This is a genomic window from Microbulbifer variabilis (assembly GCF_056232115.1).
Window position 1 is genome coordinate 2,893,937 of record NZ_CP174325.1, and the last position, 23,010, is coordinate 2,916,946.

A 23,010-nucleotide genomic window follows, 5' to 3' on the forward strand; every position below is an offset into this window, starting at 1 on the left:
ATGAGTATTCCGCAGCAGTTGCCACTGGGCGTTTCCCTCCGGGACGATGCCACTTTCGATAACTTCTATCTGTCTGAGATGGACCCCAACCGTCAGGTTGTAGCCATGCTTCAGTCGTTTGCAAGTGGGCAGAACCCCGAGTCGGCAGTGTATATCTGGGGGGAGGCCGGTAGTGGTGTCAGCCATTTGTTACAGTCGGCCTGCCAAAGTGCCGAGGCCAATGGTCGTACGTTCCAATACCTGCCTATGGCTGAGCTGATGGCGATGGACCCTCTGGTGCTTTTGGATGGCCTTGAGCAGCTGGATCTGGTTTGTATTGATGACCTGCACCTTTTGGAGGGGCAGCCACAGTGGCAGACGGCGATGTTCCACCTATACAATCGGGTTAGGGATAGTGGCAGGCAGCTGTTGCTTGGGGCGCGTAAGTCCCCCCGGGGGATGGACATTGCCCTCGCGGACTTGCAGTCACGTCTTCAGTGGGCTCTGGTATTCCAGCTACAACCCATGAACGATAAGGATAAGGTAGCTGCACTGCGCAGGCGCAGCCGCTTGCGTGGTTTTGATTTGCCTGAGGATGTGGCCCAATACATATTACACCGCGCCCCTAGGGATACCCGGGCCTTATTTCTGTGCTTGGAGCAGTTGGATAGAGCTTCCCTGATGGCACAGCGCAAAATCACCATCCCCTTTGTGAAGCAAGTGCTGGATATCTAATTGGTTAGATGATTGACCGGCGCTACACTGCGCCGGTAGTTTATCTACAAAAATATTCTACTCCCGGATCTTTTCTCAGATCCATCAGATGCCCTTATTGGTCCTTTTTCTTTGATTTTCCCTCGCCCCACAATATCAAGTGGTGACGGCCTTGGGGCTCGTGCGTAAATTGCTGTCCCTGCTTACTTCCGAGGCTCACAGCCAGAGGAGATTGATATGCCAAATGTTCATAGAATCCTCTATGTGAGTCACGCTGCGGAAGATGAAAGTAGCGGCTTATTGCAGGCATTTGCAGTTGCTCGCAATAACCATGCGGATATTAAGGTTTTGTTAGTGTGCCCTGCAGTACCTGAAGGTTTTGAGGATTTTGGTGAGTTGTGTGAAAAGGCCATGCTGGAGCGGGTAAGGGGGGAGATTGCTTCAGCCCAGGAGAGGATGAACCTGCCCAAGGATCAGATAAAACTGGAAATAGAATCTGACTGCGGTCCACGCCCCGCCGAACGGGTGATTCGTCGGGTTCTTACCGGGGGCTATGACTTGGTCATTAAGAATGTAGAAGGGCGCACCCAGCGTAAGGGTTTTAAAGCTATTGATATGGAATTATTACGTAAATGCCCTTGTCCGGTTTGGTTATGTCGGCCAATAGAGCGTACTCACACTGATATTCGGGTTGCAGTGGCAATAGACCCAGAGACCGATGCGGCTAGTACTTATGATCTGGCAATTCGCCTGTTGCGCTGGGCTAGGGTATTGGCGGATAGCTGCAGTGGCACCCTACATGTAATTTCCTGCTGGGACTATGACGTGGATGAGTATCTGCGCCGCCATTTTCCGCTCAGTGCTTCTGAAGAGGAATTGGATCAGGCTACCGAGGCTGCGCGATCCCAACATCGCTCGAAGCTGGATGTGCTGATCCGTGCATCGGGCATTGGTGGAGACATACAGGTCCATCACGTGATTGCCCATCCTGATAACTATATCCCGCTGTTAATCGATGAGGAAAAGCTTGATTTGTTGGTGATGGGAACGGTGGGGCGCGCGGGAATACCTGGATTTATTATGGGTAATACCGCAGAGAATATCTTACAAAAAGTTAGCTGCTCTCTCCTAGCGTTAAAGCCCAGTGATTTTGAATCCCCTATTAAAATTTAATTTTTGGATTCTTGGCTAAGGTGCAATTGATATATTAATTTCTTTTGTTTCAAGTTATTAGATTTTTTTCAGGGTCTTTTTTCCATCTTTCTTATATGTTGGGTGGCTTGGGGTTTTAGTTTCTTTTGATTGTTTTTTCTGAGTGAAAAATTCAAGAAGGTTATTGTCTAGAGACAGTATGGCCTGGTATTTCTGAATATTGCTTTTATTTAGCTGTTTAACTCTTATTGATGTTATCAATATTTACATATTGATTGCCAAATTACTTGTTCCTTGGTGCCAGTTGGGTTTTATTTAAGTCGGGGCGTTTCAAGTGGCTACTTACCTAAATTGATTTTCAGTTGGTGTTTTGTCGCTCAATTCTACTTATTCGTCGCACTAAAAAGCCAGAGCGGTTGTGCCAGACCTCATTATAGAGTGAGAATGGAGTCACAAGTTAGGAGGAGAAGATAATGATAAAAAGGATATCCAAATGGTTAGGCGGGATACTATTACTCGGGGTTGTAGCAGTATCGGTCTTTGCTGTTAATGCGATCTATTTTAAACCCTGGTCTATCAATGTGTATTTCGAGCGTGCTTTTATTAAACTCGGTAGCACCAGTCCAGAGATTCTCTCCCAACTGCGGGTGTTGGAGCAATTTGGTATCGATGGGCACAATGCTCACTTGGATGATGTTTCTGAAGAAGAACAGCAACGCCAGATGCAAATGATTAAAGATGAGCTGGCAGTGCTGCAGGGGTATAACCGCGAGGAGCTAAACGGGCAGAAGGCAATTTCATACGATGTGTTTGCTCACTTTCTTGGCAATATGGTGGAGGGAGAGCGGTGGAAACATCATAATTATCCGCTTAACCAGATGTTTGGGGTACAAAATAGCTTGCCCGAATTTCTTGCCGAAGTACACCAGATCAATAATGTCAAAGAGGCAGAGTATTATCTCTCCCGGCTAAGCGAGGTTGATAGAAAGTTCTCCCAGGTGCTTGACGGGTTAAGAATCCGTGAACAGAAAAAAATTCTACCACCTCGCTTTGTTATCGATAGTGTATTGGAGGAGATGCAGGGTTTTATTGCTGTTCCTGCTCATGAAAATATCCTCTTTACCTCTTTGCAAGAGCGCTTAGGGAAAATTGAAGGATTACCGGAGCAGGAGCGCACACGTATTCTGGGTAGGGGTGAGGCTTTGATTGATGCGGAAGTTTATCCTGCATATAAAAGCCTGATCGCTTATTACCGTGAGTTGCAACCACAGGTCTATGAAAATAATGGGGTTTGGGCATTACCGGATGGTGATGAATTTTACGCTTACCAAGTGCGCAGTCATACATCCACTGATTTGAAACCGGAGGATTTGCATCGTATTGGTCTTGAGGAGGTTGCTCGTATTGAAGGGGAGATGAGCCGAATTTTCGCCTCGGTAGGCCAGGATAGCGGCAGTATCAGTGAGCGTTTCGCGGGGATTAATAATGACCCCCAGTTCCTTTATGAGGATTCTGATCAGGGGCGTGAGCAGATCATAGCCGATTATCAAGCGATGATTGATGAGGTAAATACGGGCTTGGGAGATTACTTTGATATAAAGCCGGCGATGGGTGTTGAAGTTCGTCGTGTGCCTGAATTTAAGGAGCAGGGGGCTCCCGGCGCCTATTATAATCCCCCGGCTATGGATGGTTCTCGCCCCGGTGTATTTTATGCAAACTTGCGAGATGTTCATGAAACCAAGAAGTTTGGCATGCGCACCTTGGCCTATCATGAAGCTGTTCCCGGCCATCATTTTCAATTGGCGATAGCCCAGGAATTACAGGGGGTTCCCACTTTCCGAAAAATGGGTTTATTTACTGCCTATGCCGAAGGCTGGGCCCTCTATGCTGAGCAGGTAGCGAAGGAGGCTGGTTTCCAGGAAAACCCCTATGATGACCTGGGTCGACTGCAGGCGGAAATGTTTCGTGCTGTACGATTGGTTGTGGATACCGGCATGCATCACAAACGCTGGAGTCGTGAGGAAGCTATCGAGTATATGGTGGAAAAAACTGGTATGACAGAAACTGAGGTTACCACTGAAATTGAACGTTATCTTGTGATGCCGGGCCAAGCCCTGGCTTATAAAGCAGGGATGTTGAAAATCCTGGAGCTGCGTGAAAGGGCCCGTGAAAAATTGGGTGGCGACTTTGATATTCGACAGTTCCACAACGTGGTCTTAACTAATGGAGCCTTGCCATTGGCAGTGCTTGAGCAGCAGGTGGACAGCTGGATCACAATGAAAAAAGGGTAATGCTTTTTCGTACCCATAAAATAAAAAGGCCGCTCAATGAGCGGCCTTTTTATTGGGGTTACTTTTGTTATATGAAGCTAGCTATTCGCTTTCACTTGTGCGACCCATTCATTCACGAGCTCTTCCAGTACATCAAGTGGCACTGCACCATTGGCTAGAATAGTGTCGTGGAAGCCGCGAACATCAAACTTGTCACCAAGCTCTGCCTTGGATTTCTCGCGTAGCTCGACAATCTTGAGCATGCCAATTTTATAAGCGGTCGCCTGGCCGGGCATGACGATATAGCGTTCGATAGCCTTAACTACATCGCCTTTTGGGTTGGGGGTATTTTCCACCAAGTAGTCGATGGCTTGTTCGCGAGTCCATTTCTTGGCGTGGAGGCCAGTATCCACAACCAGGCGGCCTGCGCGCCACAACTCCATAGCTAGGCGACCAAAGTCAGAGTAGGGGTCTTCATAGAAACCCAGTTCCTTGGGAACCAGCTCTGAGTAGAGCCCCCAGCCCTCGGTATAGGCCGTGTAGCCACCGTATTTGCGGAATTTTGGAATATCCTGAAGCTCCTGGGCGATAGAGAGCTGCATATGATGGCCGGGGATACCCTCATGGTAAGCCAGTGCTTCCATTTGATAGGTGGGCATATCTGACATGTTGTAGAGGTTGGCGTAGTAAATGCCGGGACGGGACCCATCTGGAGCAGGGCGCTGATAGAAGGCTTTGCCGGCAGATTTTTCACGGAATGGCTCAACAGCTCTTACATCAAGTTCAGCTTTGGGCTTGGTAATAAACAGCTCATCCAAACGCCCTTTCATGGTGTCGATAATAGCGGTGGCTTTCTCCAGGTATTCCGCCTTACCTTCCTCTGTAGTGGGGTAGTAGAACTGCTTGTCGGTTCGCATGAATTCGAAGAATTCCTGCAAGTTACCCTCGAACTTTACTTTGCGCATGATCTCACGCATTTCGTCGTGGATACGTGCAACTTCTTTGAGACCTGTCTGATGGATTTCATCAGCAGTCATGTCGGTAGTGGTGTATACACCCAGTCGGAATTTGTAGAAATCCTCACCATCAGCCAGTTTCCAGGCGCCGTCGTCGGTGGTGGCTTTTTTCTCAAGCTCCTGCAAATAGCCGATCAGTTTTTCATAGGCGGGGCCCGTGCTCTCTTTCAGCGCGGTACTGGCTTTGTTGATGAGTGCTTGTTTCTGCTCTTTGCCAATATCCAGTTTTTCTACTTTGCCTTTAAAGTCAGCAAACAGAGGGCTGTCTTTATCACCGTTAAAAGGTGCACCATTGATCAGGTTTTGCGAATCACTGATCACGTAGGGGAATACGAATTTTGGTACAATAGTGCCGGCTTCAGCATTGGCTTTCAGTTTCTCTTCCAACTGGGAGAAGTACTTGGGCATTGCATTCAGGCGCGCGATATAAGCCTCAGCATCACTTACATCGTCAATGCGGTGCTGGCTAATAAGTAGGGAGGCCGCACTGGTGTGTGTGGCGTACATCTGGTTGACGGGATAGCTGTGGTTGCGCCACTTATAGCCCTCGATATCCTGTTCCAGGTTACGCTTGGCCAAGCGCAAGCTCAGTCGGGTGGCTTCGTCCAGGTTACTGGGGTCAATTTTGTTTAGTTCAGCCAGCTGACGCTTGTCAATTTCCAGGGTTTCTTTGGCGAATTCCGGGGAGAGGTCGTCCCACTTATCGTAGTCCTCTTTTTTGCCCAGGAATGTTTTGAATTCTGGGCTGCGGGAAAGATGCTCCTGGAAGAAGTCCTCGAACATCTGGTTAACCTGTTTGATGGCTTCCTGGCTTACCTCGGTAGTGGTGTCTTGTGAGGCTTTGCTTTCTGCTGCAGGAGCGGTCATATTCTGCTCCGCTGTGTTCGGTTTGCCGCGGTCACAGCCGCTGATAACAAGAGCACTTATGGCAGCTGCGATCAGGGTCGGTTTCAACTTCATGAGCATATTCCCAGTGTTCGGAGGTTCGTTGCTACTTTGTGCCACTCAAGTGGCATTCTCTAGGTTTTCGTTGCTATGGAATTTGCAGTTCCAAAGCGCACAGTAGAAGGTATTGTGCGCACTTGTGGTGCTTTTGGCCAGAGGCAGTTTCCCTCCACTTCGGTGTCACAGTTGCGCCCTGACCAAAAATAAAAAAGCGGGCACAGGGCCCGCTTTTTAGGTGAACTCGCGATTAAGCGAAATTCTGGTTTACAAATTCCCAGTTCACCAGATTCCAGAAGGCTTCCATGTACTTCGGACGCAGGTTGCGGTAGTCGATGTAGTAAGCGTGTTCCCACACATCGCAGGTCATCAGGGGAGTTACACCCTCTTCGGTCAGTGGAGTAGCTGCATTGGAGGTGTTCACGATTGCAACTGAGCCATCAGCCTTTTTCACCAGCCAAGTCCAGCCGGAGCCAAAATTGTTAACGGCACTGGTGGTAAACTCTTCTTTGAATTTTTCAAAGCTGCCGAAAGCGGCAGTGATAGCTTCAGCGATTGCGCCAGTGGCTTCGCCGCCGCCGTTGGGGCTCAGGCAGTTCCAGTAGAAAGTGTGGTTCCACACCTGGGCCGCGTTATTGAATACACCACCAGAGGAGGACTTGATGACTTCTTCCAGGGATTTGTCAGCATCAGCGGTGCCTTCCAGCAGGCCGTTCAGTTTATCTACGTAAGTTTTGTGGTGTTTGCCGTAGTGGTACTCCAAAGTTTCTTCGGAGATATGTGGGGCCAGGGCATTCATCGCGTAGGGGAGTTCGGGCAATTCGAAAGCCATGGTGTCTTCCTTCCTTTGTTTTCGGGTTATTGGTGAGAGCATTCTACACGCGCCGTATGCCAGAATTAAGCCGGCGCGATTGAATAGGGGAATTTGGGACGATTTCCTCGAACTCAAGGGGGGGGGGGTATATTGATGACAGTGTGCGACTGTCGTCTATTCTTACCAGTGGCCGCTTACTTTTTCGTCAATTTTTGGTATAACTGCCGCAGAATTCGACGAATCTGTCTCGGCTTTGATTGCCACATAGTATTCGATTTACCGGTACCTGGCTGGGCTGTTTTGAACCAGCCGGTACCGAATTCAGCAGATTTAGCTACCGGGTGTATTAATACATGCAACGCAGAGAGCCCACACTGGACGGCAGCGCCGCTATTGAACCAGCACTGGACCCACGGTCACAAAGAGAGAGTGAGACGGCGACTGAACCGCAGGTTATTGTTGAAGAGCGCCGCGGAGGTTTTTCCTTCCTCGGTATGTGTGCACTTGTCCTCGCTATGGGCGGGCTTGCCGTTTCAGGTTTTCTCTACCAGCAGTGGCAAGAGAGCCGTACTCAATTGGTTAATGCCGAAAACCGTATTGCCGATGCGGAGAGCCGGATTGCCGAGCTGGAGAAGCGTTTTAATCTCTCTGACGAGGAATCCACGGCATCTGTTGAGGTGCTAAATGCTAAAGCCAAAGAGAACTCCTCTGAGATTCGTAAACTCTGGGGTGTTGCTTACGATACTAACCGCAAGAGTATCACTGCGAATAAAGCAGCTGTTGCAGCCAATAAGAAGCAGGTTGCTGCACTCAATACCAAGCTGGGCAGCCTCGATGCCAGTGTGAAGAAGATTGCCGCTGTTGAAACTGCATTGTCGGAGCTGCGCAAGAGTAACACCGACAGCAAGCGCGAGATGACGGATAAAATTTCGCGTTTGGAACGACAACTAGCTTCTGTGCGCAGTGACCTGACTATGCGTGTCGGCGCTAACGAGGAAGCTGTGGAGTCTATCGACGCTTATCGACGCTCTGTTAATAAAGATCTGGTGCAATTGCGCGATGCAATTCGCTCCCTGCAGGCCAGCGAGCCAACTGCCTCATCTATGTAGGCATTGCGAGAAATAAAAAAGGGCGAACCCTATGTTCGCCCTTTTTTATTGCCCTGATAAATCAACAAGTCCCTTGCCAAATCAATAACCGGTCTATAACCCTACATTTCGTGTAGAATCGCCGGCCTTGAGACGTTAATCGGAGTTGGGTATGACCACTATCCGCCAGGATGATCTGATCGATAGCGTGGCTGACGCGCTGCAATTTATTTCTTACTACCACCCACAGGACTTCATTCGGGCCCTGAACAAGGCTTATGAGAAAGAGGTCAACCCGGCGGCCAAGGACGCCATGGCACAGATACTGATCAACTCACGTATGTGCGCCGAAGGCCATCGTCCCATTTGCCAGGACACGGGTATTGTGACCGTGAAGCTGAAAGTGGGCATGAATGTGCGCTGGGACGCTGAAATGGGTGTCACCGATATGGTGAACGAAGGTGTGCGTCGTGCCTATAAGAATGCCAGCAATGTGCTGCGAGCTTCTATTCTTGATGACCCTGATGGCGCGCGTAAAAACACTGGTGACAATACTCCAGCGGTTATCCACTACGAGATTGTACCCGGTGATACTGTCGAAGTTTACGTAGCGGCCAAGGGGGGTGGCAGTGAAGCCAAGACCAAGTTTGCCATGCTGAATCCGTCTGACTCCGTAGTGGACTGGGTTTTGAAGATGGTGCCGCAGATGGGCGCTGGTTGGTGCCCGCCGGGCATGCTGGGTATCGGCATCGGTGGTACTGCTGAGAAAGCCATGTTACTGGCTAAGGAGTCACTCCTAGATCCTATCGATATTCAGGAGCTGCAAGAGCGCGGCGCCTCCAGCCGTGCTGAAGAGCTTCGTTTGGAGTTATATGATTCCGTAAACAAACTGGGTATTGGTGCTCAGGGGCTTGGCGGACTGACCACTGTCCTGGATGTAAAGATTAAGGATTATCCTACTCACGCAGCTAACAAGGCAGTGGCGATTATTCCCAATTGTGCCGCTACTCGTCATACGCACTTCACTCTGGATGGCTCTGGCCCCGCGTGCCAGACTCCGCCGAAGCTGGAAGACTGGCCGGAAATTACTCGTGAAGCTGGCAGCAACACTCGCCGTGTCAACCTGGATACCGTCACTGCAGAGGATGTGCAGAGCTGGCAGCCCGGTGAAACCTTGCTACTGAATGGCAAGATGCTTACTGGTCGCGACGCCGCTCACAAAAAAATGGTGGATATCCTAGCGAAAGGGGAGAAGCTGCCAGTGGACCTGACTGGCCGCTTTATCTATTACGTAGGGCCGGTAGATCCTGTGCGGGATGAAGTGGTTGGCCCCGCAGGCCCAACTACCGCGACCCGTATGGATAAGTTTACGCGCACTATGCTCGAAGAGACTGGCCTGCAAGGGATGATCGGTAAGGCAGAGCGTGGCCCAGTGGCAATTGAAGCGATTCGTGACAATAAAGCGGTATACCTGATGGCTGTGGGCGGCGCAGCGTACCTGGTAGCTCAAGCGATTAAAGCCTCCAAGGTAATTGCTTTTCCGGAGCTGGGTATGGAAGCCATCTACGAGTTTGAGGTGGAGGACATGCCAGTAACCGTAGCTGTCGATAGCCAAGGTGAGTCTGTGCATACCACTGGACCGTTGATCTGGAAGGCAAAAATTGAGGAGGGCGTCGTCTAAGGGCTGCCTCAATTTATACAAGCCGGGTCCGCGAGGTTCCCGGCTTTTTTTGTCTTCAAGCTTTTAGGGATTAAGTTTGGCGGGACTAGGTTGTCATCTCAGCTAGTCACTGTAAACAGGCATAGTAAAAGCCTAACCTAATGCCTCAATTAGATTCATCCTGGTGCAGCACACTCCAAAAGCCTCTACATACCCAGCTCTGGGTAAAGCTGCAAAATGGTTTCTCTTAACCAGCGATGGGCGGGGTTATTGGTTTGTGACTTATGCCAAATCAGCTGCAGGCTGACCTTGGGGAAGTCCATAGGCAGCTCAATTGTACGAACAGGTAGTGCTCGGTAATGAGAGAACTTCATCATCCTTGCGGGTACAACGGCAATTAAATCGGTGGTGGCGACTATATGAGGAAAGGAGGATAGGTGTGGGACACGCAGACAAATATTGCGCTGCAATTTATTCGGTCTGGCCAGCCTCTCCATCGGTGAGCCTACGGGGCTTCCCCTCAGCAATGATATTTGTGGTATTGATTGAAAATCCGCTTCAGAGATGGATTTTCCTACCTTCTCATTATGCTCTCCTGCGATCACCACCAATTCCTCTTCGGCAATAATCAGGCTGCTGTAATTGGGAGATTCTAATGGTAAATAATCGATAATTAAGTCGACTTCACCATTGCTTACCATTCTGGAAGTCATCTCTGATTCGTCAGGCAATATTGTGAGCCTTATCCCAGGTGCATACTCTCGTAGCCAGGCACTGAGTCCTGGAATCATAAGGGTTTCCACCACATCGGGTAGAACAATCGAGAAATCCCTTTCTGCCTCATGATGTTCAAAGTCGAGTTGCTGAAAGCTGGATCTCACTGCTCCAAGAGCGGTGTGAATGGAAGGGTGTAGTGACAGGGCACGCTCGGTAGGGCGTAGCCCTTTTGCGGTGCGGATAAAAAGGGCATCGTTATAGGTGGATCTCAAGCGCTTTAAAGCGGCACTTACTGCAGGTTGGCTCATGTGTAGCTTTACTGCAGCCCTAGTCAGGTTACGTTCGACCATCAGGGCATCAAATACAGGCAGTAAATTCAAGTCCATTGATCTGAGATGACTCGACATTATCAATCTCACAAATAATGCTGTTAATTATTATTTATTAGAATTCAATCATCCGCCTGATTATATTTCTGGTCAATCAAATTCTTAAATTTGCTAATGCAATTGATGAGAGGCACCCTTTACATCACTTCTAGAGAGATGTGATCAAACAGCCTGATTCTGATTGTTTATATAGTTTTACGGAATACCAACTCTAATAAAAAGGAGCAGATATGTCGATCAATCACGATGCGGCTACTTTCAGAGCCGGGTACCGGGCACGAGTGAAGAGCCGTTACAGCGGGTGGTTTCATCTATCGGGTATTCTGGCTATTGGCGTCGGAGTTTGTATTTACTGCATATTTCAGTTGGATATGTTAAAACCTTGGGAGTTATTAGTGATCCCCGTAGGGGTTGTTCTATATAACTTTTCTGAATACGCAAGTCATCGTTGGGCTGGTCATAAAAAAATTAGAATTGCAGGAGTTTTTTATCGCAGACATACTGGGGATCATCACAGTTTTTTCTCTCCGCCCCTGTTTTCAATTGATACTACCAGAGACTGGAGGATAGTACTTTTCCCTACTTACTTAACGGCAACTCTTGCTTTAGTGATAGCCCCGAGTTTAGGGTATTTTTTTTCTATTTTCTTGTCGATGAATGCTGCTTACCTCTTGATTGTGACTATTGTAGTAAATCATTTGGGTTATGAATTGTTGCACTTGGGATACCACCAGCCTCTGGATCATTGGTTTCATCGAGTTCCCGTTCTGCGTGAGTTGGCTCAACTACATCGTATACATCATCAACGTAACTTGATGAATCAATGTAACTTTAATTTGACTATCCCCCTGTTTGATTTTTTGCTGGGTACTTTTCATTGGGAATCTATTGGGTATTGCCAGAAGAACGAGAGTTAGAGCTCTAAAACGTATTTGGTTCAAATAGATCCCGTCTCCTCCAGCTGGGTCAACATTAGCTCTCGAATTATCGGTACAGGTGCATTACCAAAGCTGAGAAATTCTTCGTGAAATTCTTTTAAATTAAATTTTTTCCCGAGTTTCTGCTTTATTTCATCACGCAGAGAAAGTATGTCAGTGTAACCCGCGAAGTAACTGGTTAACTGTACTTGGCTCAAGGTGGCTCGCCGCCATTTGCCCTCAGCTTCAGCCTGCTGTTGGAATGCGCCTTGAATCATCAGCTTAAGTGCATCGGCTTCATTAAGGCCTTTTACTTGAACTTCATAATCCAGGATTGTATTGGTGATAGTGCGCAGGTTCCACTTGTAATACATCAGCCACAATTCTGGAGAAAAGTTACCATATCCAGCTTCTAACATCATACGCTCAGCATAGACAGCCCACCCCTCGATCATGGCTCCATTACCTAGAATACTTTTTATAAGACTGGGGGATTGGTTGGCATAAACCAACTGAGTATAGTGTCCCGGGATGGCCTCGTGGATATTGAGGATCTGCAGGGTGTAGTTATTGTATTCTCGTAGCAGGCTGTCAGCTTGATTGTCGCTGAGCTGTGCCATAGGCATTACATTGTAATAGGTAATGGCATTCTTATTGTAAGGTCCAGGAGCATTGATGGAGGCAACAGCAAAACCTTGAAGGTAAGGTGGAGTGGTGCGTACAATCAGAGGTTTGTTTTTATCCAGTGTTAGCAAGTTATTCTTAGTTACAAAAGTGGCTAATTCTGGAATTTGTTGTTCAACCTTCTCCTTAAAAGTATATTTTGTGGCATGGTGTTCGGATAGTTTATCTAGTACCTTTTGGATCTTGAGTTGCTTATCTGAAGGTGGGGCTTCTTTAGGATAATATCTGGGCCAGAGTTTTTCTGATAGCTCTAGCATTTTATCTCGAACTAATATCTTTTCTTCCATTGCAAGCTCGTAAAGTTCGGCTGCACTTATACCAATCTGGATATCAAAATTGAATTTTTCCTCGTAGAGTTTTTCGCCAATACGAAAATCGCGGAATTTTCCAGTTTTTTCCAGTTTTTTTTGTAGTTTCTTCAGGAATGTAATATAGCCTTGGATAGCCTGGCGAGTTACTTCCAGGCGCTGTTGGAAAACTGCTTTTTCATCGTCGAACAATTGGCTGTTTACTGCTTTCTTTTCTGTCTCTTCACCGAATACTTCCATGGCCCCTTCATTTTGCTGGATAGCCAGTGCCAGTTGAGGGGCGGCGGGCCTGCGGATGTTATGCATAGCAGCTTGATAATATTCCGGTACCTTGCGCATACGAGTACTAAAAGTTCGTAAGCGTTGCTCTAAAGGTGCATACTCCGTATTCAATATAAGGGCAAAAGGATGAGAAACATTGTAATTGGAGGGGTCCCATTCAAAAGATTTGAAGGTGGTATATTCCCACTGTAAACGCAGAAGGAAGTTTAAGATCAATGCCAAGTCAGTACGTGCGTTGATGCTTAGCTGATCTATGTTCAGTGCATTAAACTTTTCTTCATAAGTCTCCGCAAAATCCAGCAAGTATTTCCGGTAGGCCTTATTGGGTACCTGTATCTGGGTGGCGACATCATAGTAGCCCTCACGAACAGCCCAGGACGGAAAAAGACGCCAGAGCCCATTAACGAACTGTTCACTCAATTGCTGGAAAGTCAGCTCTGTCTCAGCCCGCATTTCTGCGATAGTTTCGGACTCCGGGGGGGTAATACGGTTCTTATCCAGACTCTGTGGACCGCAGGCACTAGTTGAGAGGAATGACAGTAATATCAACATACACAAAAGGGCTTTCATAAGAGTCCTTGCTTCGCTGGGCTTCTAATACCTGGGGGCTGTTCAAAAATTAACACACTTGATGGCGTTGCTGCGGCTGGTCGGCACCAAATGTCTCCAACAGTGGCTTACCCCGCTGCTTTTAGCAGGCTGTATCATATTGGCGTGTTAAAACCGTATAAAATGCCTTTTTTGAGTGTGTGCTTGTTTCGTTGGGGAGCCCCGGTTAGAGTGGAGCCCACGCTAAATAGCCGATAATAAACAAGGTGTTGAGGACTCATTTATGACCGAACTCGCCCAACAACAATGTGAAGCCTGCCGAGCAGATGCGCCCCTGGTCAGTGATAACGAACTTCCTGGATTGCTGCGTCAGATCCCAGATTGGACCCCAATGACCCGAGAGGGCATCATGCAACTGGAGCGCGTGTTTAAGTTCCGTAACTTCAAGCAGGCTCTGGCGTTTACTAACCGTGTTGGTGCTATTGCGGAAGAGGTGGGGCACCACCCCGCGTTGCTTACCGAATGGGGTAAGGTTACTGTGACTTGGTGGAGTCATGAGGCTAAGGGCCTGCACAAGAATGACTTTATTATGGCTGCACGTACTGACCAGCAATTGGATGCTGAGTGATAGCACCTCTGGGGCCGCTCTGCGGCCTCTGTCCCTAAGTGCCCGGCCCTGACCCCAGGTTGGAAATGATCATCGAAGATACCTGCCAACTGGCTGCCCTCTCTGGAAGTCCCCGAGTAAGCCCGTAGATTTCAGACAATCAGTCAAAATAGCAGAGAAAGACTCTATCTGTAAGAACAGAAATTGTGTGCCCTGGATAAAAGGAGAGAGATTTTGTCTGAGTACACTTCCACAGTAGTCTGGCAGCGCGACAACCAGATTTTTACCGATAATCAATACAGTCGCGCTCATATCTGGCAATTTGATGGTGGCCTGTCCGTCCCGGCTTCCTCCTCCCCTCATGTGGTTCCCATTCCATATTCGGTTGCAGAGAATGTTGACCCGGAAGAAGCTTTTGTCGCTGCACTTTCCAGTTGCCATATGCTGTTCTTCCTGGCCATTGCTGCCAAGCGAGGTTTTGTGGTGGATGAGTATCGTGATGAAGCAGTTGGTCTAATGGATACGAATAAGGAGGGCAAATTGGCAATGACCAAGGTTACTCTGCGCCCCCTGGTGCGTTTTTTTGGAAATAAGAAGCCCAGTAGGGAGCAGCTGGAAAAAATCCATCATCTTTCACATAAACAGTGTTTTATTGCCAATTCTGTTAACTCGGAAATAGTTACAGAAATTCGCGAGGATTAGCTGACACTATTAAGTGTTGTGATTTATTAAGGGGTATTTAATATATTATGTATACAGTGGTAGAGAACGTGGTTCCCGTTGAAGGCTTTCTTCGTTTGAGGGAAGTTGCTGGACTTACCCCGAGAACCAGAGCGGCTGCGGAAAAAGGCTTGCCCAACAGCCTGTATGGCATCCACATCAAAATAGGCTCACAGACTATTGCTATGGGGCGGGTAGTAGGGGATGGAGCCCTGAATTTTGAAATTGTTGATGTTGCTGTCGATCCAAAGTACCAGGGGCAAGGTTTAGGGCGCTTGGTGATGAGGCATATGATGTCTTATTTGGATCGGGAGGCCATGCCTTCAGCTTATATTACTCTTATGGCGGATGTACCGGAGCTATACGAGAAGTTTGGATTTAAGTTAAGCAGCCCTGAAAGTGAGGGGATGTACATGTTGAAGTAGATTTACATCAAAGTATGTAAAATCTTGGCTGTAATTAAGGCCATATGGAATATCGGACCGAGTGTTTGATATTAAATGGTGTTTTCGGGTTAACTTGTACATCTTATATTTCTTTCTGTTTATTTTTTACTGGCTTAAATACTTTCGTGATATCTCCAACCAATTGGGGGTTCTTTGGGTCGGCAGCCCGCTTTCCTGTGCCTTTTGAAAAATCAATTCCATGTAAATCTACCCAAACAATATTTGGATTTTTAACCCAGTTGAAATAGTAAATTCGGCGTTTTAAATCAATCACCGAAAGCCACCAAGTGGGGTAAGTAGCTGGTTCTTCAGGCCCCTCTTTCTGATTGGGGCGACTGTAAGGTGCGCCAAAAGGAACGGCCACAGTGCGAATAGCACTTAGGAGATAAGCGACTGCCTGAATATCATTGGCAGGTTTTGGTAGATTGTGTTGATAGTAAGATAATCTAACAAAACGGTCAGCGCCATCAATCCCTCCTGGAACAGATTTAAGTCCTCCAAAGCCTTGGTAAAAAGGCAGGTTTTGAAGCTGCCATCCATAAGGTGGGTCATTTGTCATAACCGAAAATTTCTTACCGTGATGTACAACTAATTTACCATCGATTATTTCGAAGATAGCTGAATCACCGCTTGGGTCCTCTATTGCCATATGTGCACCAAGTACTTCGCCACCAACTTTCACTGGCGATATGCGTATATTTTTCATCCCGATGACAGCATCTGCGACTGTAGCATGGTTATCGAGAATAAAACGCAGCCAGCGCATATAGGATACCCCTGGCGTATTATTTGGTTTGGCGTAGCCGGTTGCTCCAAGATATAGAATATGTGCCGTTAGACCTTTTTCGTTAATTCCGTCGGTAGCACCGTCATTATTTGAGAAGCCATATTGGCGGGCATAGGGAATAATACTTTGTACAACACTTCCATATTTTGAAGTCCATTTGGCGGGGTTATGGCCATCCTCACCAATCATCTTCATGCCTCGAGGATTTATATAAAGAATATCCTCAAAAGAATGTCCCCAATCCATTGATCTGGCGGCAAAAACACCTTGCTCGGTATTCCAGGCAACCCGGGAGCATGCATAGAGTTTGAATGGCCAAAAAAGTAGAAGCAGTGAGATAATCAGTAGCACTCTTCTTATAGTTACCTTGATCATTGCACGACTCGCCTTTTTGGCGTGGATGAAAGATAAGTAGTTTAGCTTCTTTCTTATGAGCTCTAATATGCACTGACTAACCTTGGCGGATATCTACTCCTAGTCTTTGTTTAGTTAGGCGAAGTACCGGGAGCGAGTGAGATTTTTATTTAATGAGGTTGGCTGGAAAAGTCTTGGCTGAATTGTCATTTAGTATAAATTAGTCGAAGTCAATGTTTTAAATGATAAGGGTATAGGTATTAGCATTAAAGAAATTTATCTTGCTAGTTTAAGATAGTAGTCTTTATGTTTTTTGTAGCTTTATTTATATTGGCGGGGGATATGGAACCTTATTTGATGTAGCCCCGAATAAACAAATACTCGATAATTTGGCTGGAATCTATGACAACATTAAAATGTCTAATGGGCAGTTTTTGGTGTAGGGGAAAAGGTTGCAGGCTTTCCTGACTCTACTGAGAGAGTGAAGACCTGGGCAAAACAGGACACATTATTGCCTTTTATGGTTGAGTCGCAGATCAGGGAAAATAGGGCCCTAATAGTTAACAAAAGTAATATTATCGATAAGTACGATGTAGTAATGGATAAGCGAATCGATTCCACCATGTTTATACTTTCGGCAGCAATGGTTGCCATGGAATTGGTTGTCCTTTCTGGGCTAGGTGAATCCTACTATCCTGATTAGAGTAGTCAGATGCTTCATGGCAATTAAGGCGTTTTTTTAGAGTGAGGGATAAATGGGTGAGGGTCAATTATTTAATTGACCTACTTGCATTTTTTAGTGTAGGCGTTGATTCTAACGAAATTACGCTAAATAAGCACAAAGTAATTACCTTGGAAGTTTTGAATGAGGAGCGGGAGTGCTGGGTACCTCCACTCACTTCCTATCGGAAAGGTGAATTGAAAAAATATCCAGTTCTTTAGTTTCTTGATGTAGATTTAAATAGCTTCTTTCCTATTTTACTGGCACGGTTAAACAAATGGCCTCTGATACTACTCCAATTATTCCTGGAATGATTCTTGTTGGAATTATAAGCCAGGAATGAGTAAGAGATAGCTCACCAAACAGGCTGCAGATTAACTATGGTGGATATCGAAATGGAGTATTAGGTATTACTGAGATTAATGAAGGTTGTCCGACTTCAGGATGGCAAGTCCTAGCAGGTTGTTTATTTGCAAGGTTTTAAGCTATCTATCATTTTTATTCATTCCCCAAGACTTTTAATGTTTACTCTGCGATTGTTCCCGGTATATGGTAGGGCGATCAGGTTTTACTGAAGAAATGTACCGATTTTGTATGAAGTGAGCCACTTGATAAATACAAGTTATGTATAGCTACATCTCAATGAATCAGCATGTATTTCTCAAGGGAAATCATGTCTCAGAATTTATTGGTCTGTATGTTGATTCTGTGATATATGGTTTATAAGAAAAGTATTACATGATGTCCGTTATTGGTTTCTATAGCGAATTAAGACCTGTTTAAAGGTTATATGATTGATAGTCAGGCCAGGTTTTTTTGGTGATCAATATTGAGAGATATTTGAGAATGTTTGAAAGCGCTTTGTGAAAATTTTTTCCTAATGGGGGATGTTATCAATTTTTATTGTTATAGTCGGTTATGGAATAGGTGGTTCTGGGTTGATGTTGATCGGGTAATATAGTTCCTTAAGTTGAATGCTGAATACTCAGAAACTTACAAAGTGTTGAGTAGCTTGGCTGAAGCCTATATAGTCAAAGGAGATATGAAGTAGGCTTTAGGGTACTATGGAAAGCCCCGTCATTTAATTTTGAGAATTAGCCCGCAAGAATTGGAATAGCTGAAGCAAAGGTTGAGCAATTCTTGTTCCAAAAATTTCAAATGTAGAGTTATAAAAAATTTATAGTTTTAGCGGCCTGGTAGAGAATCTATTAAACTCTTCAGGCCGCTTTATTAAGTGTTGTGAAATTTAGTTAGCGTTGATGATTTTGTAGTGAGTCAATCATCTAGAATTAAATTATTTTCCGGATTGTAATAGCAAAAAGCGTGATCCAGGCTCTTGCGAAAGCAGTAGGGGTCTTTTGCTTCTGCTTCTCCCCACAATCCTAGATTGGAGTAGTATGCAAACTCTTGCTCAATCTCGAATTTATCCCCGCAATAGTAGGCATAATTCCAAGCGGCTCCTCTTGCGACCATTTCTTGATTGATGTTGTACCCATTTACAAACAGATAGCCAGTTTCTCTGCCGTACTGATCTCTCCCTGTAGATTGGAAATCCACAGAGCCAAATGACAATAAATAATTCAGGGTTTGAGTAGCCTCTGGGCCATACGTTTGCGTACTGGGATAGGTTTCTGGTGCATCAATACATTGAAGGCGTATCTCAACATATTCACCAGAAATATATCCGTGAACTGTGTCACCATCTATTATCCTGTAGTTAGTCAGTGGAGCTGCTTGCAATGAACTGGAGAATGCACACAACAAGATTAATCGTTTCATTGGAGTTATCCGGGCCGTTGTTTTATGTGCGCAGGATAGGGAGCATTTATTACGTGTTCATTTATAAATTGTGATAGTAATAAATAGTTTTTATTAAAGGAGGGAGTGTTTTTAGAGGAATATAGAGATATTCCTTAACTCTAAATGGTAAGTATCTAAGATCTATTTGGAAATTTTAATTTTTAAACGAAATTGTCAAGGCCCTCAAAATATGATGGCCCTGGCGTAAAGTAATATTAAACTTTTTTCAGTTCTCTTCGCTCATATTTCCCTATGTACTGCCCAAAGTAAGAATTCCCGGTTGCCATCGCCACCTTTAATTGGACTGTCAATGTATTCTTTGATCTCAAGTCCCAGTTCATCACATAAATGTGTGATTCTCTGGCGCACCTGTGGGTAGAGATTTGTATTGCGCACCAAGCCCCCTTTACCAATACCTTCGGGACCAACTTCAAATTGTGGTTTTACCAGGGTCAACAATTGGCCTTTTGGTTTTAAAAGAGGGGGTAGCTGCGGCAGTATTAATGTTTGGGAAATAAAGGATACGTCCATAACGATGGTATCAAACCCGTCGTCCCCATAGGGAGCTATCTGAGAGGCTTCCAGGTGGCGAGCATTAATACCCTCAAACAGGTGCATACGTGGGTCCACCAGGAGTTTCTCTGCCAACTGGCCCTGACCAACATCTATTCCTACGACAGATTTTGCGCCTTTCTGCAACAGACAGTCACTGAATCCGCCGGTGGAACAGCCGATATCCAAGGCGTGCCACCCCTTTGGGTTTAAGCCTGTGTGATCGAGAATGGCTGCCAGCTTTAATCCGGCACGGGAGACATACTGATCTTCCGGTAACGGTGTGACATTAAGGGAACAATCGTCACTGACTAATTGCCCGGCTTTGCGTGCTAGTTCTAGGGGGCCGCCTTCAGATAGCATGACCCTGCCGGTATCAACCAGCTTTTTGGCGTGAGTGCGGGAATTGGCGAGTTTTCTCTTTACGAGCAATTGGTCCAATCGGGTCATCTTCTGCAATGCAATCCTGTCAATATGGTTAAGAATACAGTGGCCATGCTAACCTCTGGCTCCCGTAGGTAGAAGTGCGGCCCTCGTTTTTGTAGGGCTAGTCTTTAGGTAGGAGGACGTCAGTCGATGGCAAAAAGCGTTTTGGATAAGTTCAAGATTCGTAAAGGAAAGGTATTTGAAGCGCCTTTAGAAGGGGCCTTTGGGCGCCTGGTGACACCTTTCGAAGAATTTATCCATCGACAAAGCAGCAGCGGCATTTTACTGATGCTTTCTGCGCTGGCTGCACTGATTATTGCCAACTCCCCCCTGGAAGACGCGTACAAACACCTGCTGCATATGCCTATCAGCCTTAGTGCAGGGGAGTGGGAGTTTTCTCTTTCCCTTCATCACTGGATTAATGATGGCCTGATGGCAATCTTCTTTTTTCTGGTAGGCCTGGAATTGAAGCGCGAATTTATGGTGGGCGAGCTTTCCGACTTGCGCCAAGCGGTATTGCCGGTAATGGCAGCCATTGGTGGCATGGTGGTTCCGGCCCTGATCTACGGCGCCTTTAATTCTGGCGGTGAGGCAGAGCGTGGCTGGGGTATCCCTATGGCTACAGATATTGCCTTTGCAGTGGGGTGTATTGCGTTACTGGGTAACAGGGTGCCCCGGGCGGTAGTAACCTTCCTGGTGGCCCTGGCCATTGTGGATGACCTGGGTGCCATCCTGGTAATAGCAATCTGGTATACCGAACAGGTAAACCTGACTGCGCTGATTGCTTCGGGTTGCTTGGTGGTGATTATGTGGCTGTTAAAGGCTGCCGGTGTGCGCCGCTCCCCAGCTTATGTTTTTGTTGGGGTCTTGTTGTGGTATGAACTCTACCTGGCCGGTGTTCACGCAACCATTGCCGGCGTTATTACCGCTATGGCATTGCCTGCCAAACCTAAATATGACCCGGTGGCGTTCAGTACTTTTGTAAAAGATATTATTCGCAGCTTTGATCGCTGCTTCCGCCCGGGAGACAAGATTATTGCCAATGATGCTTTGCGTGCTCGAGTCATGGCTCTGGGTAATGGTGTGAACCTGGCACAGTCTCCCCTGCAGCGTATGGAAACCCGGTTGCATACCCCGGTGGGCTTCCTGGTAATCCCCATCTTTGCCCTGGCCAATGCGGGTATTCCGTTCGACAGCTTTACCAGCACTACTGCGGTGATTAACCCTGTTACTTTGGGGGTTATTGCCGGCTTGGTGATCGGTAAGTTGGTGGGTATCGTGGGTGCTACGTGGATTGGCTGGAAGTTGGGGTGGGGCAAGCTGCCTAAATCGGCGAACTTCCAACATATTGTTGGGGTGGCATTACTAGGCGGTATCGGCTTTACCATGTCGATATTTATTGCCGAGCTGGCGTTTAGCACCCAGGCGGATCTGTTGATTCAGGCCAAGGCGGGCATTCTGTTAGCCTCTGTGATCGCCGGTATCGCTGGTTTTCTGGTGTTGCGTAGTGCACCTGTGTCAGAAGAATTTGAAGGTGTGCACCTGGAGGTAGAAGACGAGGAGGGCCTCGGGGAGAGTGCAGCGGACGAGCACCCTGGAAAACATAGCTAAGTTCCTGTCGTCATTTTGATTGTGGGCCCCTGCCTTGTGGGGCTGCGGTTCCCACCAGAGACAATTCATCACACAATCAATATCGGTATTAAATGAGTCGAGCGAGAAATAATAATGATGCAAGCGATTAAAGCGGTGGGTCTGTTGCCGATGCTAGCTGTACCACTGTTTTTGGGTGCATGTGAAGGAAAAAAAGCCAGTGAGATCCATACGGCGATACCACCGAAGGTTATTGAGGCAAAACAGGCTATGGAAGAAGCGAAGGGCGATTTATCTATTGACGATGTGGCAAGGGCGTATGTTTCCCTGGTACTGGAGCTGGGTAATCATGACAAGAGCTATGTGGATGCTTTTTACGGCCCAGCCGAGTGGCGTGAGCAGGCACAGCAAAGTAGCGCGACCACGGCAGAAATTGCCCAGCGTGGGGAGGCGCTACTTGAACGGTTACCGGTCGGTAGAGAAGCAGATGGTTCTATGGGTGGCCTTCGTCTTCACTACCTGAAAACCCAATTGGGGGCTTTGGTGGCCCACGCTAAGCGCCTTTCCGGGGAAAGCGAACGCAACTTCGCCCAGGAGGCCCGCGAGCTGTATGACACCCAGCCACCTAAGCAGGACTTTGCCAGGTTTGAGCCCCTGCTTACGGAGTTGGAAGAGTTGCTACCGGGTGACCAGCCACTGAGTGAACGGGTACAGGCATTTCGCAGTAATTTTGAGATTCCCGCAGACAAGCTTGAGGCGGTATTCGATGCGTCAATTAGAGAGTGTCGTCTGCGTACCAAGCAGTACATTCCGTTGCCGGACAATGAGAACTTTGTACTGGAGTATGTCAGCGACAAGCCCTGGAGCGGTTACAACTGGTACCAGGGGGGCTCCCACAGTTTAATCCAGGTGAATGGTGGTCTGCCGATCACTATTGATCGCGCTATAGATCTGGGGTGCCATGAGGGTTATCCCGGTCATCACACCTACAATGCGCTGCTGGAGCAGTCCCTGGTGAAAGAGCGCGGCTGGGTGGAATACAGTGTTTACCCTCTGTTCAGCCCTCAGTCTCTTATTGCCGAGGGCAGTGCTAACTATGGTATTGAGCTGGCCTTTCCTGGTGAGGAAAAGACCCGCTTTGAGATGGAAGTACTCTACCCCCTGGCCGGGCTGAATCCGCAGAATGCTATAAAGTACGATCGCGTTATGGCGCTAGTGGATAAGTTGAGCTTTGCCGGTAATGAGATCGCGCGCCAATATATTGATGGGGAAATCGAAGGTGATGATGTGCCGGCGCTATTTGAGAAGTACACCCTGATGAGCCCGGCCAAAGCCAAGCAAAGAAAGGACTTTGTGGATGCCTATGGCGCTTATGTCATTAATTATAACTGGGGGAAAAAGCTGGTGGCGGATTATGTAGAGCGCGGTACTGATAATACCGATGAGCGCTGGCACCGTTTTGCCAAACTGCTGTCCTCACCGCGCCTGCCGTCTTCACTGGATTGGTAGGGTTTTAATATGTTGAG

18 protein-coding genes are annotated in these 23,010 nt (G+C 47.1%); 11 read left to right on the top strand and 7 right to left on the bottom strand.

All coding sequences use genetic code 11. From position 1 onward, the window contains the following. The 3 genes from hda (at position 1) to ACJJI7_RS12890 (ending at position 4,136) form a co-directional block, all read left to right on the top strand. Positions 1 to 714 carry a DnaA regulatory inactivator Hda gene (hda, locus tag ACJJI7_RS12880; protein ID WP_020411668.1) on the top strand — a complete coding sequence of 238 codons (714 nt, stop codon included), beginning with the start codon at positions 1 to 3 and terminating at the stop codon, positions 712 to 714. A gap of 216 nt (positions 715 to 930) precedes the next feature. Then, positions 931 to 1,866: a universal stress protein gene (locus ACJJI7_RS12885; RefSeq protein ID WP_020411669.1), complete on the top strand. Its 936-nt coding sequence runs from the start codon at positions 931 to 933 to the stop codon at positions 1,864 to 1,866. 452 nt (positions 1,867 to 2,318) lie between these two features. After that, the gene (locus tag ACJJI7_RS12890; protein ID WP_020411670.1) at positions 2,319 to 4,136 is read left to right on the top strand and encodes a DUF885 domain-containing protein; all 1,818 of its coding nucleotides are present in this window, start codon (positions 2,319 to 2,321) and stop codon (positions 4,134 to 4,136) included. A gap of 77 nt (positions 4,137 to 4,213) precedes the next feature. On the opposite strand, the gene ACJJI7_RS12895 is transcribed toward ACJJI7_RS12890, so the two are convergent. Further along, positions 4,214 to 6,091, bottom strand: coding sequence for a DUF885 domain-containing protein (locus tag ACJJI7_RS12895; protein WP_282951286.1), 1,878 nt, complete (start codon positions 6,089 to 6,091; stop codon positions 4,214 to 4,216). 232 nt (positions 6,092 to 6,323) lie between these two features. Then, positions 6,324 to 6,905: a superoxide dismutase gene (locus ACJJI7_RS12900; protein WP_020411673.1), complete on the bottom strand. Its 582-nt coding sequence runs from the start codon at positions 6,903 to 6,905 to the stop codon at positions 6,324 to 6,326. 335 nt (positions 6,906 to 7,240) lie between these two features. Between ACJJI7_RS12900 and ACJJI7_RS12905 the strand changes: the two genes are divergently transcribed. Continuing rightward, complete coding sequence (locus ACJJI7_RS12905; protein WP_444901984.1) at positions 7,241 to 7,996, top strand: hypothetical protein; 756 nt, start codon at positions 7,241 to 7,243, stop codon at positions 7,994 to 7,996. Positions 7,997 to 8,147: 151 nt separating this feature from the next. After that, positions 8,148 to 9,656 (top strand): fumarate hydratase, encoded by a 1,509-nt coding sequence (locus ACJJI7_RS12910; RefSeq protein WP_444901983.1) that lies wholly within the window; start codon positions 8,148 to 8,150, stop codon positions 9,654 to 9,656. A 185-nt stretch (positions 9,657 to 9,841) separates the two neighbouring features. Here ACJJI7_RS12910 and ACJJI7_RS12915 read toward each other — a convergent pair whose 3' ends face one another. Further along, complete coding sequence (locus ACJJI7_RS12915; protein ID WP_026304906.1) at positions 9,842 to 10,759, bottom strand: LysR substrate-binding domain-containing protein; 918 nt, start codon at positions 10,757 to 10,759, stop codon at positions 9,842 to 9,844. Positions 10,760 to 10,971: 212 nt separating this feature from the next. On the opposite strand from ACJJI7_RS12915, the gene ACJJI7_RS12920 reads away from it, so the two are divergent. Further along, on the top strand, positions 10,972 to 11,658 hold the full coding sequence (locus ACJJI7_RS12920; RefSeq protein WP_444901982.1) for a sterol desaturase family protein: 687 nt from the start codon (positions 10,972 to 10,974) through the stop codon (positions 11,656 to 11,658). A 20-nt stretch (positions 11,659 to 11,678) separates the two neighbouring features. Here ACJJI7_RS12920 and ACJJI7_RS12925 read toward each other — a convergent pair whose 3' ends face one another. Beyond that, a complete protein-coding gene (locus ACJJI7_RS12925; protein ID WP_444901981.1) occupies positions 11,679 to 13,502 on the bottom strand; it encodes a DUF885 domain-containing protein in 1,824 nt (607 codons plus the stop codon). 262 nt (positions 13,503 to 13,764) lie between these two features. Between ACJJI7_RS12925 and ACJJI7_RS12930 the strand changes: the two genes are divergently transcribed. From ACJJI7_RS12930 to ACJJI7_RS12940, 3 genes are all read left to right on the top strand, one after another. Beyond that, positions 13,765 to 14,109, top strand: a complete 345-nt coding sequence (locus tag ACJJI7_RS12930) for a 4a-hydroxytetrahydrobiopterin dehydratase (RefSeq protein ID WP_020411679.1) — start codon at positions 13,765 to 13,767, stop codon at positions 14,107 to 14,109. A 213-nt stretch (positions 14,110 to 14,322) separates the two neighbouring features. Further along, on the top strand, positions 14,323 to 14,790 hold the full coding sequence (locus ACJJI7_RS12935; RefSeq protein ID WP_444901980.1) for an OsmC family protein: 468 nt from the start codon (positions 14,323 to 14,325) through the stop codon (positions 14,788 to 14,790). A gap of 47 nt (positions 14,791 to 14,837) precedes the next feature. Further along, a complete protein-coding gene (locus ACJJI7_RS12940) occupies positions 14,838 to 15,233 on the top strand; it encodes a GNAT family N-acetyltransferase (RefSeq protein ID WP_282951282.1) in 396 nt (131 codons plus the stop codon). Between the two features lie 103 nt (positions 15,234 to 15,336). On the opposite strand, the gene ACJJI7_RS12945 is transcribed toward ACJJI7_RS12940, so the two are convergent. The 3 genes from ACJJI7_RS12945 to ACJJI7_RS12955 all read right to left on the bottom strand — a co-directional run bounded on the left by ACJJI7_RS12945 (position 15,337) and on the right by ACJJI7_RS12955 (position 19,918). Further along, positions 15,337 to 16,416 carry a bile salt hydrolase gene (locus tag ACJJI7_RS12945; RefSeq protein ID WP_282951281.1) on the bottom strand — a complete coding sequence of 360 codons (1,080 nt, stop codon included), beginning with the start codon at positions 16,414 to 16,416 and terminating at the stop codon, positions 15,337 to 15,339. A 1,975-nt stretch (positions 16,417 to 18,391) separates the two neighbouring features. After that, positions 18,392 to 18,895, bottom strand: a complete 504-nt coding sequence (locus tag ACJJI7_RS12950; protein WP_282951280.1) for a thermonuclease family protein — start codon at positions 18,893 to 18,895, stop codon at positions 18,392 to 18,394. 261 nt (positions 18,896 to 19,156) lie between these two features. Continuing rightward, positions 19,157 to 19,918, bottom strand: a complete 762-nt coding sequence (locus ACJJI7_RS12955) for a TlyA family RNA methyltransferase (RefSeq protein WP_020411685.1) — start codon at positions 19,916 to 19,918, stop codon at positions 19,157 to 19,159. Between the two features lie 126 nt (positions 19,919 to 20,044). On the opposite strand from ACJJI7_RS12955, the gene nhaA reads away from it, so the two are divergent. Together nhaA and ACJJI7_RS12965 are read left to right on the top strand one after the other, a co-directional pair. Further along, positions 20,045 to 21,505: a Na+/H+ antiporter NhaA gene (gene nhaA, locus ACJJI7_RS12960; RefSeq protein ID WP_020411686.1), complete on the top strand. Its 1,461-nt coding sequence runs from the start codon at positions 20,045 to 20,047 to the stop codon at positions 21,503 to 21,505. A 114-nt stretch (positions 21,506 to 21,619) separates the two neighbouring features. Further along, positions 21,620 to 22,993: a hypothetical protein gene (locus ACJJI7_RS12965; protein WP_444901979.1), complete on the top strand. Its 1,374-nt coding sequence runs from the start codon at positions 21,620 to 21,622 to the stop codon at positions 22,991 to 22,993. Positions 22,994 to 23,010 lie beyond the last annotated feature (17 nt).